Genomic DNA, 14,340 nt, shown 5'->3' with positions numbered 1-14,340 from the left:
TTCAACCAGGTTTCATGGGAGATAGAGAGCGTTGTTCTGGCGCTATCAGATGCCATATACTATACTATATATTTGAGGCTTTTATGGTTTTGCACCTTACTCTTATCACCGAACCAACCCCGGGCACTGGGACACCGCTTCCTCACCCTTCCGTCCTTTCAGAGAGCACCCTGAGCGCCTCCCATGCGGCGTCCTGCACGATATCCTTCTCATCGTCGAGCAGGGGCCGGATCTGTTCTGCAACAGCCGGATCACCGATCTTTCCGAGTGCTTCAGCAGCGGCTGCCCGGACTTCCGCCCGTTCATCCCCGAGCAGTCCTGTAAGCGGAGGTATCGCACGAGCGTCCCGAATCTCTCCAAGAGCCACGGCCACACCCCTTCGAACCCAGCGATCAGCACCATCGAGGCAGCTGATCAGCGGCTCGACTGCAATAGGATCCCCAATGGCACCAAGCGACTTGATGACAACAAAGATGACATCGCTCTCTGGATCGGAGAGGGATCGGATCAGGGCGGTGGCTGCATGCGGATGGTGGATCTTTCCAAGTTCTGTTGCCGCCTTCACACGGTACGGTATACTGACATGGGTGAGCTGTTCGACCAGTATATTGATGCTCTTCCCATCCCGGAGCACTCTCCTCTGGAGGACCTCCATCTCATCATCTTCCCTGATATCCAGATGCCATCCCCTCCCTATCAACTTCTACTTGCCCTGATCAGAGGTAAAAGTATCTGCTTACGTCCTTCTCTTACACCAGTAGTTCAATCGGTTGATATCCTCCTGCTGAGATGCCTCGTATAGTCATCTGTTACGAGAAGCCATCTGACCTCGGGAGAGCTGGTGTGAATAATTAAAAACTGCACGTCTTGTCTCTATCCGATACGTGTCAACATCAAAGAAGTCTCTTCTCTTCTCTTCTTACGACCATAGCAGCAGAAAGCCCACGACTTTAGTCATGGGATGAATGCGTCAACGCCGACCCATAAACCTTATCTAATATCCACTCATATAATTATATGGATGGCAAAAGAACGATGGACGCACTCGAATACAACGGTATACAACATCGGATACCATATCATATGGTGCCCGAAATATCGACGTAAAGTGCTCCAATATCCGGTATCTGGTAGATTAGAAGTTCTTCTCAGAGAGAAGGCAGATGAGATCGGGGTTGTCATCGAAACAATGGAGATAATGCCCGATCATCTCCATTTGTTTGTCAAAGCAAAACCTACCGCGAGTCCACACTGGATTGTACAACAGTTGAAGGGGTATACGTCGAGGGTACTCCGACAGGAGTTCGATCCGTTGAGAACCCGTTTGCCGTCATTGTGGACTCGTAGCTATTATGTCGAATCATGCGGACACATCTCCGAAGACGTTGTCAAAAAATACATCGAAGACCAGAAGCGGAATTGACATGATCCTGACCTACAAACTCCGACACAACCGCGATTTCAGCGATGAATTAAAGAAAGCGGTTGCTGTAGCGGAGTTTGCAGTTAGAAATCCGAAATGCCGTTCCTCTGCTGCAGTCAAGGAGATTGGGTTAAAATCAGCCATCTCAAACCAGATCCTCAAGAAGTATGGGAGCCAGAAGGCAATCAAACGAGTACGGAACGTCAATCTGGTCGTACCGGGACAGTCAATTAAAGTGGATCGGGATACTCGGACAATCCGGATCGTCCCGTTGAAATTGACTCTTAACTACCAGTTTCCAGAGTTCGAGAAGGTTAACCAGATTGAGATTGATGCCGACTACGCCTATGTATCATGTACCGTCTTGGAAGAACCGGAGATGATACCTCGACAGTTCATCGGGGTTGATCGGAACACAACGGGGCATGTGGCGGTAGCAGCGAATCCCGATACCGGGAAGATCGAGAAACTTGGCAAGAAAGCACTCCACACGCACCGGAAATATTCCGTGATCCGAAAACGTCTTCAGAAGCAGGGAAAGTTCCGAAAACTGAAAGCAAACAAAGATCGCGAGTCCCGTATCGTCAAGGATCTGAATCATAAGATCAGTCGAAAACTGGTTGATATGGCAAAAGACCAAGACGCAGCACTCGTATTTGAGGATCTGAACGGTATCCGTAAAACGAGGAAACAACACCGTTCGTTCAAATACGCCCTGCACAGTTGGTCGTTCTATCAACTACAACAGTTTGTAGAATACAAAGCCAAGCTGCTCGGCGTCCCTGTTCTCTACATTGACCCGGCATACACATCGCAAGATTGTTCTTGGTGTGGTGTACAGGGTCAACGACGAGGAAAGGAGTTTAAGTGTCCGGTTTGTGGGCACGTTGATCATGCCGATGTGAATGCAGCATTCAATATCGCACTCCGTCAAAAGGGCATGGTTGATCGTGTACAGAAAGAGATGTACACGATGGGAGCACTGATACCCCACGACGCAATGCTTGAAGAATGCCTAAGCAACGTCAGAACCCCATGACTTTAGTCGTGGGAGTATGTCAGCCCATCCGGCATCCTGATTATCACTGAGAACAGATCTCTTCCCATCAATGATCACTCCGGACGAGCTCCTGGCAAGCACCCGTGCCTACCTTGAAAGACGTGAAGCCCTCTTCTCAAAGAATGCGACACGGAGCAGTGATGCCATCCGGAGATATGATCGGAAGAAGGAAGATATCCGTTCACCGTACTCCCGTGACGCGGATCGGATCCTCCATTCGCGGGCATATGCCCGCTATATCGATAAGACCCAGGTCTTCTCGCTCCTAGAAAACGATCATATCACCCATCGGGTCCTCCATGTTCAGCTCGTCTCAAAGATCTCCCGGACAGTCGGACGATCCCTCCATTTAAACGAGGATCTCCTTGAGGCGATTGCACTTGGCCATGACATCGGGCATATCCCGTTTGGTCACTTCGGGGAGAAATGCCTAACTTCAATCTGCAAACGGGAAAAGCTTGGATCATTTAAACATAATATTCAGGGTGTCCGCTTTCTGGATGAGATCGAGAACCTCGATCTCACCCATCAGGTTCTCGATGGTATTCTCTGCCATGATGGCGAGTCAAATGCAACAACCCTCTCACCCATCCTGGTGCCTCGCGATCATGCCTTTGAGTTGCTTGAAGATAGATGCAGGGCAGCATCTGCCGGGGACGAGATGATCCCGTCCACCCCTGAAGGTTGTGTTGTCCGGTTCTCTGACACTATCGCTTATATTGCCCGTGATCTACGTGATGCAACCGAAGTCGGGCTCATCGAAGGCTTTGGTGCACTTCCTGAAGATATCAGATCTGTTCTTGGCGAAGATGAGACAGAGATCATCAACCGGCTCACCCTTGATCTGATGGCATCAAGTGCAGGCAGTGAGGGTGGAATTATTGGCTTCTCAGAAGAGATTGGAGAAGCATTAATCCGCCTGAAATGGTTCAATTACAATCAGATCTACGAGCATCCAAAAACCCGGTCACAGGATCCGATCATCAGGAAGATGTTTGAGGTGGTCTTCTATTCACTCAAGGACGATCTGGAAGATGAAGAAAAGAGATCAAAAATATTTACGGACTTCCTCGATACCCCCTGGCTCTCAGAAAAGTACTGTGCCTCAATCTCCCCGGCAGGTGCGGTCCGCGACTTTATTGCAGGCATGACGGACCGCTACTTCGAACGCCTCTATCTCTCGCTCGTCCTCCCAAAGAAACACGAATCTTACCGGGACTAGTCGGGTTTCTCTTTCTGCTTCTTTTTCAGATGTGCAGAAGCATACCGGATTGCCGGATACATGCCACCTGCTGTTGGATGGACCTCAAAGATACTGGCAAGCTCCCCGACAGGTATCCCCCTCTTTGCCATAAATGCAAGGTACATCGCCATTGCCCCGGCATCAGGGGAGGCTTCAGCAAAACTGAGGATCCGTCCAGATCCTTCATCAACCATCAGGCTGCTGATCCCTGTCCTCCTCTCGGGCAGGGACCAGAATGTTCCCGGCCCTGCCGGTCCCGGAAGCGTATAGGTGATCCCCTCATCGCTGATTGGTTCAATCCAGGCATATTCATATCCAAGACTCATCGAACGGGGGAGGTACGAGAGATCAACCTGATGATCGCGTCCGGTAGCAGCATCGGCTGCTGCAAATCCCTGAAGCCGTGCAACCGGTGTGAGCCCCGGCTCCCCGATCACATCACCACAGGCAAAGATACCGGGGATACTGGTTTCAAACCTGCTGTTGACAAGGATCTCTCCCTTCTTTCCCTTATCGATTCCATGGATCATCCCGCTGTTTGGCACAAGTCCCGCGGTAATGAAGACACAGTCACAATCGAGGTGAAACCCATCTCCATCAATTCCTGTAGCGGTATCATCTCCTGCAATACCTGAAACGGTTATTTCTTCATGAATGGTGACATCGCGGAGATCCTTTTTGGCTGCTGCCTTCAGGCGGGGGGGAATCTGATGAAGGAATTCGCTTCTGCTGATGATATGGGTGTCTGTTCCGAATGAAGAGAATATATAGGCAAATTCAGCTGCCATCACCCCGCCTCCGATGATAGCTATCCTCTCCGGCAGCTCGTTCATCTCTTTGAGAGTATGCGGGGTATATACTCCAGGAAGGGCGATCCCGGGGATTGCTGGAATATGCGGTCTTGAACCGGTTGCGATGATAATCCTGTCGGCGTTCTGTATCTCACCGTTCACAACCGCCTTCCCATCGATGACTGAAGCCTCCGCTCCATAGATTACCTGTACTCCGGCATGCTTCGTCTCTTCATCAAGTATTGTGGCAATTGTCTGCTGTATGGAATGAATGCCTGTAATAAGCTCAGGAAACCTTACTTCAGGCATGCCATGGGTGATTCCTGCTCTCTCACAGAGGGCAGCAGACTGGATCATCCGGGCACAATCATTCAGGCCGCAGACCAGCATGCAGCCATCATGCAGGCACTGGCCACCGAGGCTGCGCTTCTCAATAAGGGTGACCTCTTCCCCGGCCATGGCAGCTCCCATAGCTGCCATCCGACCCGCCGGTCCTCCTCCGATTACCAGCATCATATGTGTCCAGCCTAGAGGAGCTCTACTCCCTCATCCATTGGTTCTGCGAGGATCTCACCAGTGGTGGCATTCACCTCAACAATATTCCTTCCCCGGACCTGCCAGACCGGCACATGAACAAGCCAGACCTTCAGATTGATCTGCTCACGATTCGGCTTGAAGGTCTTCTCCTCTGAAAAGATCGCATCGCCACTCTCGGTCTTAATGCGGATCCGCTGGGAGAGTGCGGCTGTCAATGACTGGAGAATCTGGGATTCTGCATCTTTTGCGGGGATCGATGGTCTGACAACCTCCGCATTGTCAGGGATCTCAATTGAGATTGCCCCTTCAGGATCAATCTCCTGACGCAGACCATTAATGGCGCTGATAGCACCTGTTCCCTCTCCATCAAAACAGATCTGCTTTCCCTTGAATGTGGCCTGCCCCATACAGGAGTACTGGTATGCCCAGTGTGGGATCAACCTGAGGCGCGCTTCTCCTTTCTGCCCGGAGATACGGGTTGCCTCCTGCTGGCCAACATGCACCGGCAGGCAGGCAATGGAACCTGGGGTTGGTGCCTGATGCCCAATCTCCCTCTCCTGAAAAAGCCTTTCTCTTCTCTGCTGTTTATGTGCTGGTGGTTCTCCCGGCTGGATCCGATAGCGTCTCCCTTCAATCCGCGCCACAGCGGCCTCCCCGGCATATCTCCCGAGATCCTCAGGCATCCAGATTGAGGCTTCATAGGTGTTCAGTTTCTCGTTCTGGGTGAAGATTAGCTTTTTACAGGGTATCTTCTCACCATCCTCTTCAAGGATATAAGGTTTATTATCAAAGATCCGTGCCTGCGTGGGATCATCGGTGCACATCACAAGAATACACTCTTTTCCTGCAACTGCAGAGAGATCGAAGGGATCGCCCTCTTCCTCGATATCATATCCTGCGGTTTCGAGGATCAGCGTAATCTCACGGATGGCACGCCTCCGTACTGATTCATCCATACCCATACAGGTGCCCGTAAATAGAACAATATTTCGATTCACTTCACAGGCGAGCGAAGGGTTTTATTGAACCGGCTCGACTAGTACATAATGGATACCCCTCTGAAATTCATCCATAACCAGATTGTTGAATATTCCATGCAGGTAACCTATAACCCGCTGGAGAATGAGGGGATTGTTGTCTATAATCTCTTTTTAATCCCCAAATCCGAACGAGAATATGCGATCCAGATCCTGAAGCGCGTGGCAGCAGCAGGCATTACAGTCGGGGATATGATCCGGTTTGTCGAACCGGGTGAGACTCTTGACGGGTATACAATACCACAAGGAATGCTTGGGATATGTACTCTCTGCAGTATCACGCTGGATGGGATCCTCCTCAGGCGCGGAATTATTACAAACCCTATCGGTGGCGGTATTATTGAGGTGGAGTCAAATCTTCCCCGGAGGTTCACGCATATGATCCTTTATGAAGCTACCACCTTCGACCCGCTTCAGGTGATGGCATCACAGAATCTCACTTCAGTAAACCGTGTGATGAAGGAAGGGAATGGAAATATCCTTGGCAATGTTCGTGAATGCCATATGGAGGCCGAGACGCTCCTTGCTGAAGTACTTGACGAATGCGTGGACAGCCATTTCTCCGGTATCCTTGAGGTCGGGATGCCCAATGCATCAATCCTTGGCGTCTCTGTGAGCCCACAGTACCTTGGTATCGTCGCCCTGGGGGGCACCAACCCCTTTGCGGCAATGAAAGAGGATGGTCATCCGGTAACCACCCTTGCGATCAAAGGTCTGATGGATTGCAGGCTGATGGAACCGATCTCACACTTCTGATGAGCAGACAATTCTTTCGATTCAACCCAATGTACAAGATCTGCCTGTTAATTCTTCCAACATGCAAGAGAAGAACAGTAACGAGCTCTTCCGCTCTCCTTTCTTTGATACATCCGCAACCGCCCGCATTGCCGTCTGATCCCAACTCATCCACAGGGGCTCCCTGAGGCTACCTAATCCCGCCACCCTCACCTGATGCCACATATCCCTCACCCACAATCCCGCTTTTTAAATATTCTTACATCGAAGAGAACACTGATGGATATCTGGAACGGCACCCTTCCTGAACCCGATGTCAGGACAGTGGATGATATGCGGATGGTGCTTGCTAATCCTTCCTGTGATGCTTCAGGTCCTCTCTACTATATGTACCGGGATCTGGCCATGAGTGATGAAGATCGTGCGCTTCTTCGGTTACGGCAGATCAGGTATGATATCACCATGATCACCCCCGGGTCTGTCTGTGGCGAGTTCATCAAGACAAAAGGGCACCATCATCCAGAGAACGCTGCCGGCGTTCCGTACCCGGAAGTCTACGAAGTCCTCTCCGGCAGGGGTCACTTCCTCCTTCAGGCAGCTGATCTAACAGACGTTATCCTGCATCCGGCAGTTGAGGGTGACAAAGTCCTGATCCCCCCCGGCTTTGGGCACGTGACCATCAACCCTGGTAACGATCCCCTGGTGATGGCAAATATAGTCTCAGATACCTTCTCAAGCGACTATGCCTTCTTTCAGGCATACCGGGGAGCAGCATACTATGAGACAGACGATGGCCGCTTTGTCAAAAATCCTCTCTATACCCGTGTTGCCGACCTTCGTGTTCTGGAGGCAGTTGACCATCCTGAGATTGGGATCGTCAGGAGACAGCCGCTCTACAGCCTCATCGGTGATCAGACGATTGCAGACCTGATGAACCGGCCCGAACTGTTCACGGAGATCTGGGTTCAGTGCCTGCGAGACTGAGCGCGGGCAGCCGCTTATGAGCACTCTTCTTCACCAGTGAAAGTACCTGCTCCTGGATTTCACTCTCTGCCTTCCAGGTATTGCCTTCAAGAAATGCAAGTGCAGAATCAAGCTCTGCATATGAGATCCCAATCTCTTTCTCATCACTCTGGCCCTGCCAGAGACCGGCAGACGGCTCCTTCTTTATAATTGCATCAGGTATCCCAAGCTCTTCTCCCAGATGATAGACCTCTTTTTTAAAAAGATGAAGAATTGGCTGGATATCTGCTGCATTATCTCCCCATTTGGTACAATATCCGATGAAATACTCTGTTTTATTTGAGGTGCCAATGACAAGACAATTCCTGAGATTTGCCTGGTAGTACAACATTGCCATCCGCGTCCGTGCCATCAGGTTACCGGTCAGGTGCGGCTTGTCAACAAAGCCGTCCGTGCGGCGGTATGCCTCGATGATACCATCAATAGGGATGACCTGAAGTGTAAGTGCAAGCCTGGTACAGAGTTCCCGGACATCCCTTTCATCTGCCGGAGGTGTAGAAGCAGAAGGGAGGAAAAATGCGAATACGCGCTCACTGCCGACAGCTGCTGTCGCCAGAGCGGCAACCACCGCTGAGTCGATCCCGCCTGATATTCCAAGGACCACTCCGTCTGCTCCTGAAGACCAGATCCCCTGCCGGATGAGGTTCTCGATTCGGGTTATTTCACAGCCGATATCACACTGCATGATGATCAGGGATAGGTTGTACTCTGATACTACTGTTTGGTATCGGGTATGCAGGATCGAATCCTCTTGCCGATATGGTACACTGCATAGAGTGTTGAGGGGTGACGGGCGGTGTATGCTCCGAGAACTGCCTGAATATCTCTCCCCAGGTTGTCTTTCTCCTCCTGCTCAACAAAAAACCAGTCAGAATGGAGAGTGGCATAGAGTCGGACTTCAGGCGCGGGGATGGTTTCAAGAGGATATATCCAGCGGATCTCCTCTGTTCCGGATTCGGATCCAAGAGATCTGATATTTCCTGATATAAATGCCCTGAAGACAGCTTCAGCCTCATCATCAAGGGTCTTTCCACAGGCAACAGTTCTGATCCCGGCACCTGATGCACATGCTGCAATATCCTCTTCTATTGTATGCTCTGGGTTTCTCTTTTCGATCTGAAGGAAAACCCCCGCAGACGACGCGATCTCTTCTGCACTTCTGCGAGCAACGCCTGTGCCGCAATCGATATGAAGGGCAAATAGTTTGATATCACGTCTCTTTTCAGTGAGTTTCAGAAGGATGGAAAGGACAGTAGCGGATGCGCTTCCTCCGCTCAGGGCAACGCAAATCCGATCCCCTGATCTCAGCCACCGGTTTCTGCGGATCTCCCGTTTTGCTTTTGCTTCCAGATCATGTATGAAGTGATCTTTACAGAGCATTTGTCCTGAATAGCGCTGGCTGATGATCGCATCATTTTTGCACTTTGTACAGCGCAGACACTCCTCCTCCATCACCACACCTGATCACACCCTGATTAGAAAGGTGTATCTCATCACCAGTAAATACAATCGTATGGAATCTGCCTCTCTCCCCGACAGGATCGAATGGGATGCGAAGATGCCCTTTATCGGGAAGACAGAGATACGCCATATATTTCTTGGAATCGGGATCGGCGGTCTTGCACTCACATTTTTTCTGGTTATCCTTGAACTGGCAAGCCCGACATCCGCATCTGTCTTCGATTACTTCATAATCGGAATTGTCATGACAGGTTTTATCCTGTTATTGGCAGGAATTGCTGTTCTTCTTCTCCATACCATTACACGGGGTGGACATCTCTACCACTTCATCATCGATTCGGATGGTGCTGCGTATCTGCCGGGAAAGGATGCCAAAAAGATGACGGATACTATGGCGGTTCTCGGTATTCTTTCTGGCAATGTAACGGCCGCAGGTGCCGGCCTCATAGCCCGGGGACAGGCATCCGGAGGAATCCGCTGGAAGGAAGTGAAATCTGTCCGACTGATCCCGGATGAGAAGAAGATCTACATTGCCCGAAAGGCCCTTGTAAATCCCGTTCTGATCTGCTGTAACGATGAAACATATCAGACAGCAGTCGAACTTGTCAGACGATACTCGAAAAAGCAGGTATCATGATATTTTTCATCTCAGCAATCCAATAATAAATACAATGCCACCCTCTGCCGATATAGTGCGGGATCTCCACAAGTACGAATACACGATCCTCTATGCAATAGAACGTCTCATGAAACGATACCGGTGGGTTCCGTTTGATGATCTGAAACGGATCACCCGCCTCTCAAAGAACGAACTTGAATATCGGCTGGGTGAACTGATGAAAAAAGATCTCATCAGCTACAATGCCGTCCCCTACCCCGGTTATGGGCTCGTCTTTGCAGGATATGACTGCCTTGCCCTCCATACCCTTGCTGGCAGAAAAACGATCTCGGCACTTGGCTCCCTTATCGGGGTGGGGAAAGAGTCTGAAGTCTACGAAGCCCTTGGCCTTGGGGTGATCGTCCTGAAGTTCCACCGTGTTGGCCAGCACTCATTCCAGTCGGTCAGGCTGAAAAGGGACTATATGACAGATAATTCCCACTGCCCCTGGATCTTTGCCTCTACCCTCTCTGCAGAGCAGGAGTACGAAGCACTGTTGCGTCTTACCGGAAAGGTCAGGGTGCCCGTTCCAATTGACAGGAGCAGAAACACAATAGCCATCTCCTATATCCCGGGTGTGAACCTGAACCAGTGCACCCTGACAGATCCCCGTCCCGTCTATGAGGAGTTGATCAGCGAGATGCAGAAGATCTACTCGATGGGAATCATCCATGCAGATTTCTCCGAATACAATGTAATGGTGAATGAAGATCATTGTTGGATCATCGACTGGCCGCAATGGGTTGAATGCTCCCACCCGAATGCAGACGAACTCCTCAGGCGGGATGTCGAGACGATCGTCACCTTCTTTAACCGGAAATACCGGATGGGTATCGATCCGGATGATGCACTCTCTGCCATCACCGGGTGATAGGTATGCGGGTCTATGGGATCGATATCGTCAGGGGTTCGGTTCGTTCCCAGTCAAGGCGCCCGTCATTTGCACTCTGCCGGATTGAAGATGGTGAGATCGTCTCTGAGACCGAGGTCTCGCTCTTCCGCCTGCTCAGGATACTCGATGCAGAAGAGCCCGATATCCTTGCAGTTGACAGTCTTCAGGAGGTGGCAGCAGATACAAAAGAAGTTTATCTCTTCCTCCAGTCTCTCCCCCCAAAGACCGAGCTCGTCTGCGTCACCGGCGCCGGTGACCATCGTGAGAGCCTGGCACAGGTTGCAGGCAGGTACAACCTCACCTTCAACCGTTTTGATCCCTTTGCAGAGGCGAGGACATCCGCCCAGGTTGCCTCTCTTGGTGCCGGGAGCCGGGTTGTGGCATTTGCCGATGCATGCCTGATCACCGTTTCGCGAAGGCGTTCTCCCGGCAAAGGCGGCTGGAGCCAGAACCGCTATACGCGGAAGATCCATGGCGCAGTCCGGGCAAAAGGCCGGGAGATCGAGATGACCCTGATTGAAGCAGGCGTACCATATGATAAAAAGGAATTCCGGGCATTTGGCGGCAATTCGCGGGTGATATTTCATGTCAATGCCAGACGATCAGAGGTTCCGATCTCAAACTACCGCGGATCCGATGTACAGGTCTCTGTCACCCGGCCGCGGCTTGAGCGGATCCGTTTTATTCCCCAGACCAGCAAGCCGGGATACCTGATTGCAGGAATTGATCCCGGAACTACAATGGCACTTGCACTTCTGAGCCTTGATGGAGATCTCATCCACCTCTCCAGCTCCCGGGTCACCTCAGTTGCAGAAGCAATAGCAGGAATCACAACCTATGGACGCCCGCTGATCATCGCTTCTGATAAGAAAGAGATGCCGGGAACCGTGGAGAAGATCCGCAGGTCCTTTAACGCCGTCTCCTTCCTTCCCAAAAGTGATATCCCGGTTCCCGAGAAGTACGAACTTGCCGCTGATATCAATTATTCAAACGATCATGAACGCGATGCCTATGCGGCTGCAATGATGGCATATCGCCATTATAAAAATAAGTTTGCAAGCCTCTCCAAACGATTGCCGCCGGGAATTGCACTTGATGAGGTCCGTGCCCGGGTCGTCCGCGGCCTCTCCCTCGAACAGGCGTTAACCGATTTATCGGGGAAGGAATATCCCGAAGAACCTGATGAGGCCGAAGCAGCGGAAGAGGCTCCATTACGACCAAAACAGTCCCGTGAACAGGATGAGATGATCTGCAAGCTCCGGGGGCTTGTCTCTGAACTCTATGAGGAATCACAGAAGAAAGATGAGGAGATCTCCCGCCTCCGTCGCCTCTTAAAAGCGGAACGATCAAAGAAGAAGGAGACGGTACAGCGTGATGCCGAGGTGATCCGTCTCCAGGGGATCATTGCCAATCAGAAGAGATATCTCCGGAAAGAGGAGAGAAGAAATAAAGGGATGCGGAAACAGCTCGAGAGGCTGAAGACCTATGCTGACCTGAAACAGGGCGAGGATCTTGTACCGCTGAAGGTGCTTGATGCCCTCTCCCGTGATGCGATCCGGAGGATGCGGTCTGAGATGGGGATGGCACCAGACGACTGGATCTACCTCCTGAGAACTGATGGATGGGGTATGAATGCGATCCGTGAGCTTGCTGATGCCCCGATTGCGGGAGTGATCGTAACTGGCCAGTCTCCCCCTTCGCAGGATCTTGAGGTGGCTTTCCGGGAGCTTGGTATTCCCCTCCTTTCGGGAGAGGGACTTCGTATCCGGGTTCAGGGATCATTCGGGGCATGCCCAAAAAGCATCCTTCTGGAGCGGCATGCCAGATGGCGGGAGGAGCAGGAGCAGTATGAACGGAGCAGGAAAGCCGAGTCGATCGAGGATCTCTTTAAGTCGTATCGTTCGATGCGGGAACTGGAGGTGAAGAGGGGTGGATGATCGAATGCTGCTGGATGGGATTCGGGGAATTGTTGGTGAGAAGGAGACTGAAGATGACTGTTCAGTCCTCGATCTCGGCGACCGCCTCCTCGTGATGACCACCGATATGCTCCATGAAACAACCGACTTTCCGAAAGGAATGACCGATTATGAGATCGGATGGATGACAGCAGCTGTCACCCTCTCAGATATTGCCTCGATGGCAGCCTCTCCTGCCGATCTCCTGATGGCAGTCGGGCTGGATAATCCTGATCGCCTCCCCGGTATTACCCGGGGTGCCGACGCCTGCTGCCGATCTGTTGATGCACGGCTTGCGGGGGGTGATATCGATCGCCATAGTGAGTTGACGATCGTCTCAACTGCGATCGGTTTTGTGGAGCCGGAGAAGATCCTCAGGCGATCTGGTGCACAACCCGGCGATCTCGTCTGTGTCACCGGTATGCCGGGGAGCGCAGAAGCGGGTCTTGGGGGAGATCTCCGGTTCTGGAAGAACCTGATCACTCCAATTCCCCGTGTTGTGGAAGGAAAAGCCTTCTCTGAAGGGGGGGCAACGGCAATGATGGATATCTCAGATGGCATTGCTCTCTCGCTTGCCGATCTTGGGCGGGCATCGAAAGTGGGCTTTTCGCTTGATCTCTCTCTCTTCCCGCTCTTACCGGGTATCCCCAAAGATAGGGCAGTTGATCTCTTCCTCTTCGGCGGCGGTGATTTTGAACTGATCGCAACAGTGCCGCCTGAAAGCTTCCCGGTTAATGGAGTGGATGCAACGGTTATCGGGGTTGTAACAGAGGATATGGCTATTCTTTCCGGCGGCACTCCCCTTCCGCACAGAGGGTATCTCCACCAATGGGAATGAGAGCCGGATCGATTGGTATTAATCCTTGATTGCTATACCCTGATCAATGTACTTCCATGCCCTGATTCCCTTCAAGCCGATCAACCCCAAGACCCGGCTCCAATGTGTGATGGATCAGCAGGAGCGTGAAGGGTTTGCATATGCCATGCTTCAGGATGTTGTATCTGCCGTGAACCGGACCGGGTGCTCGGCAACCCTCCTCTCGACTTCCCCTTATGCCTGCGAGAGTGCGCTGGTAGCTGTCAGGGATGAAGGACTCAACGAGGCGATCGACTGGGCGCTTCCGCAGTTTCACTGCCCGGCATTGATCATCATGGCCGATCTTCCGCTCGTGACCGCAACATCACTCCAGCGGGTTCTCTCAACTGATGCGGATATGGCAATTGTCCCCGGCCGTGGGGGAGGGACGAATGTGATCTTTCTGAAACGCCCGCAGTGTTTCCATGCCCGGTACTATGGGTCGAGTTTTCAGAAGCATATGGCAATGGCAGAAGAGTGCGGTTTTTCGGTGGATGTGATCGACTCGTTCCGCCTCTCAACCGATATAGATGAGAAGGAGGATCTCGTCGAGGTGCTGATCCATGGAAAGGGTCATGCACGGGAGTACCTGGAGTTGCTTGGTTTTTCCGTGATGCATGAGAAGGGCCGGGTCGGGGTGGTGAGGGGCGATCCCTCCCGCACCTGATC

15 protein-coding genes are annotated in these 14,340 nt (G+C 51.7%); 10 read left to right on the top strand and 5 right to left on the bottom strand.

Annotation, left to right across the window (positions count from 1 at the left end; genetic code table 11):
- Positions 1-142: 142 nt before the first annotated feature.
- Positions 143-655 (bottom strand): HEAT repeat domain-containing protein, encoded by a 513-nt coding sequence (locus tag ACZ44I_RS09825; RefSeq protein ID WP_464550373.1) that lies wholly within the window; start codon positions 653-655, stop codon positions 143-145.
- A 366-nt stretch (positions 656-1,021) separates the two neighbouring features.
- On the opposite strand from ACZ44I_RS09825, the gene tnpA reads away from it, so the two are divergent.
- From tnpA to ACZ44I_RS09810, 3 genes are all read left to right on the top strand, one after another.
- Positions 1,022-1,423: an IS200/IS605 family transposase gene (gene tnpA, locus ACZ44I_RS09820; RefSeq protein ID WP_464550374.1), complete on the top strand. Its 402-nt coding sequence runs from the start codon at positions 1,022-1,024 to the stop codon at positions 1,421-1,423.
- Between the two features lies 1 nt (position 1,424).
- On the top strand, positions 1,425-2,462 hold the full coding sequence (locus ACZ44I_RS09815) for an RNA-guided endonuclease InsQ/TnpB family protein (protein WP_464550376.1): 1,038 nt from the start codon (positions 1,425-1,427) through the stop codon (positions 2,460-2,462).
- A gap of 70 nt (positions 2,463-2,532) precedes the next feature.
- Complete coding sequence (locus tag ACZ44I_RS09810; RefSeq protein WP_464550378.1) at positions 2,533-3,705, top strand: deoxyguanosinetriphosphate triphosphohydrolase family protein; 1,173 nt, start codon at positions 2,533-2,535, stop codon at positions 3,703-3,705.
- Here the strand turns inward: ACZ44I_RS09810 and ACZ44I_RS09805 are convergent.
- Together ACZ44I_RS09805 and ACZ44I_RS09800 are read right to left on the bottom strand one after the other, a co-directional pair.
- A complete protein-coding gene (locus tag ACZ44I_RS09805) occupies positions 3,702-5,033 on the bottom strand; it encodes an FAD-dependent oxidoreductase (protein ID WP_464550380.1) in 1,332 nt (443 codons plus the stop codon). The genes ACZ44I_RS09810 and ACZ44I_RS09805 overlap by 4 nt on opposite strands.
- A gap of 11 nt (positions 5,034-5,044) precedes the next feature.
- A complete protein-coding gene (locus tag ACZ44I_RS09800; RefSeq protein WP_464550382.1) occupies positions 5,045-6,010 on the bottom strand; it encodes a hypothetical protein in 966 nt (321 codons plus the stop codon).
- Between the two features lie 90 nt (positions 6,011-6,100).
- On the opposite strand from ACZ44I_RS09800, the gene ACZ44I_RS09795 reads away from it, so the two are divergent.
- Together ACZ44I_RS09795 and ACZ44I_RS09790 are read left to right on the top strand one after the other, a co-directional pair.
- Positions 6,101-6,847 (top strand): NrpR regulatory domain-containing protein, encoded by a 747-nt coding sequence (locus ACZ44I_RS09795; protein ID WP_464550384.1) that lies wholly within the window; start codon positions 6,101-6,103, stop codon positions 6,845-6,847.
- A gap of 258 nt (positions 6,848-7,105) precedes the next feature.
- Positions 7,106-7,810: a glucose-6-phosphate isomerase family protein gene (locus ACZ44I_RS09790; RefSeq protein WP_464550386.1), complete on the top strand. Its 705-nt coding sequence runs from the start codon at positions 7,106-7,108 to the stop codon at positions 7,808-7,810.
- On the opposite strand, the gene ACZ44I_RS09785 is transcribed toward ACZ44I_RS09790, so the two are convergent.
- Positions 7,776-8,534, bottom strand: coding sequence for an NAD+ synthase (locus ACZ44I_RS09785; protein WP_464550388.1), 759 nt, complete (start codon positions 8,532-8,534; stop codon positions 7,776-7,778). The two genes, ACZ44I_RS09790 and ACZ44I_RS09785, sit on opposite strands and share 35 nt — an antisense overlap.
- 29 nt (positions 8,535-8,563) lie before the next feature.
- A complete protein-coding gene (locus ACZ44I_RS09780; protein WP_464550390.1) occupies positions 8,564-9,301 on the bottom strand; it encodes an adenine nucleotide alpha hydrolase family protein in 738 nt (245 codons plus the stop codon).
- Positions 9,302-9,362: 61 nt separating this feature from the next.
- On the opposite strand from ACZ44I_RS09780, the gene ACZ44I_RS09775 reads away from it, so the two are divergent.
- Genes ACZ44I_RS09775 through cofC form a run of 5 tightly spaced genes read left to right on the top strand, consistent with a single transcriptional unit; the run spans position 9,363 to position 14,338 of the window.
- A complete protein-coding gene (locus tag ACZ44I_RS09775) occupies positions 9,363-9,947 on the top strand; it encodes a hypothetical protein (protein WP_464550392.1) in 585 nt (194 codons plus the stop codon).
- A gap of 34 nt (positions 9,948-9,981) precedes the next feature.
- Positions 9,982-10,839 (top strand): serine/threonine-protein kinase RIO2, encoded by an 858-nt coding sequence (locus ACZ44I_RS09770; protein WP_464550394.1) that lies wholly within the window; start codon positions 9,982-9,984, stop codon positions 10,837-10,839.
- A 5-nt stretch (positions 10,840-10,844) separates the two neighbouring features.
- Positions 10,845-12,797 (top strand): DUF460 domain-containing protein, encoded by a 1,953-nt coding sequence (locus ACZ44I_RS09765; RefSeq protein ID WP_464550396.1) that lies wholly within the window; start codon positions 10,845-10,847, stop codon positions 12,795-12,797.
- Positions 12,790-13,653 (top strand): thiamine-phosphate kinase, encoded by an 864-nt coding sequence (thiL, locus tag ACZ44I_RS09760; protein WP_464550398.1) that lies wholly within the window; start codon positions 12,790-12,792, stop codon positions 13,651-13,653. Before ACZ44I_RS09765 ends, thiL begins: the two co-directional genes overlap by 8 nt.
- Positions 13,654-13,699: 46 nt before the next feature.
- A complete protein-coding gene (gene cofC / locus ACZ44I_RS09755) occupies positions 13,700-14,338 on the top strand; it encodes a 2-phospho-L-lactate guanylyltransferase (protein WP_464550400.1) in 639 nt (212 codons plus the stop codon).
- The last annotated feature ends 2 nt before the right edge of the window (positions 14,339-14,340 follow it).

Source organism: Methanocalculus pumilus (assembly GCF_055382585.1).
Note: the sequence above shows the minus strand (reverse complement) of the source record. Positions and strands in the feature narration are given on the sequence as shown.

Excerpts from the sequence above, each read along its gene's own strand:
- ACZ44I_RS09800 (WP_464550382.1), bottom strand. The coding sequence starts at position 6,010 with ATGGATGAATCAGTACGGAGGCGTGCCATCCGTGAGATTACGCTGATC.
- cofC (WP_464550400.1), top strand. The coding sequence starts at position 13,700 with ATGTACTTCCATGCCCTGATTCCCTTCAAGCCGATCAACCCCAAGACC.
- ACZ44I_RS09790 (WP_464550386.1), top strand. The coding sequence starts at position 7,106 with ATGGATATCTGGAACGGCACCCTTCCTGAACCCGATGTCAGGACAGTG.
- ACZ44I_RS09775 (WP_464550392.1), top strand. The coding sequence starts at position 9,363 with ATGGAATCTGCCTCTCTCCCCGACAGGATCGAATGGGATGCGAAGATG.
- ACZ44I_RS09780 (WP_464550390.1), bottom strand. The coding sequence starts at position 9,301 with ATGGAGGAGGAGTGTCTGCGCTGTACAAAGTGCAAAAATGATGCGATC.
- ACZ44I_RS09825 (WP_464550373.1), bottom strand. The coding sequence starts at position 655 with ATGGAGGTCCTCCAGAGGAGAGTGCTCCGGGATGGGAAGAGCATCAAT.
- ACZ44I_RS09810 (WP_464550378.1), top strand. The coding sequence starts at position 2,533 with ATGATCACTCCGGACGAGCTCCTGGCAAGCACCCGTGCCTACCTTGAA.
- tnpA (WP_464550374.1), top strand. The coding sequence starts at position 1,022 with ATGGCAAAAGAACGATGGACGCACTCGAATACAACGGTATACAACATC.
- ACZ44I_RS09785 (WP_464550388.1), bottom strand. The coding sequence starts at position 8,534 with ATGCAGTGTGATATCGGCTGTGAAATAACCCGAATCGAGAACCTCATC.
- ACZ44I_RS09770 (WP_464550394.1), top strand. The coding sequence starts at position 9,982 with ATGCCACCCTCTGCCGATATAGTGCGGGATCTCCACAAGTACGAATAC.
- ACZ44I_RS09795 (WP_464550384.1), top strand. The coding sequence starts at position 6,101 with ATGGATACCCCTCTGAAATTCATCCATAACCAGATTGTTGAATATTCC.
- ACZ44I_RS09815 (WP_464550376.1), top strand. The coding sequence starts at position 1,425 with ATGATCCTGACCTACAAACTCCGACACAACCGCGATTTCAGCGATGAA.
- ACZ44I_RS09805 (WP_464550380.1), bottom strand. The coding sequence starts at position 5,033 with ATGATGCTGGTAATCGGAGGAGGACCGGCGGGTCGGATGGCAGCTATG.
- ACZ44I_RS09765 (WP_464550396.1), top strand. The coding sequence starts at position 10,845 with ATGCGGGTCTATGGGATCGATATCGTCAGGGGTTCGGTTCGTTCCCAG.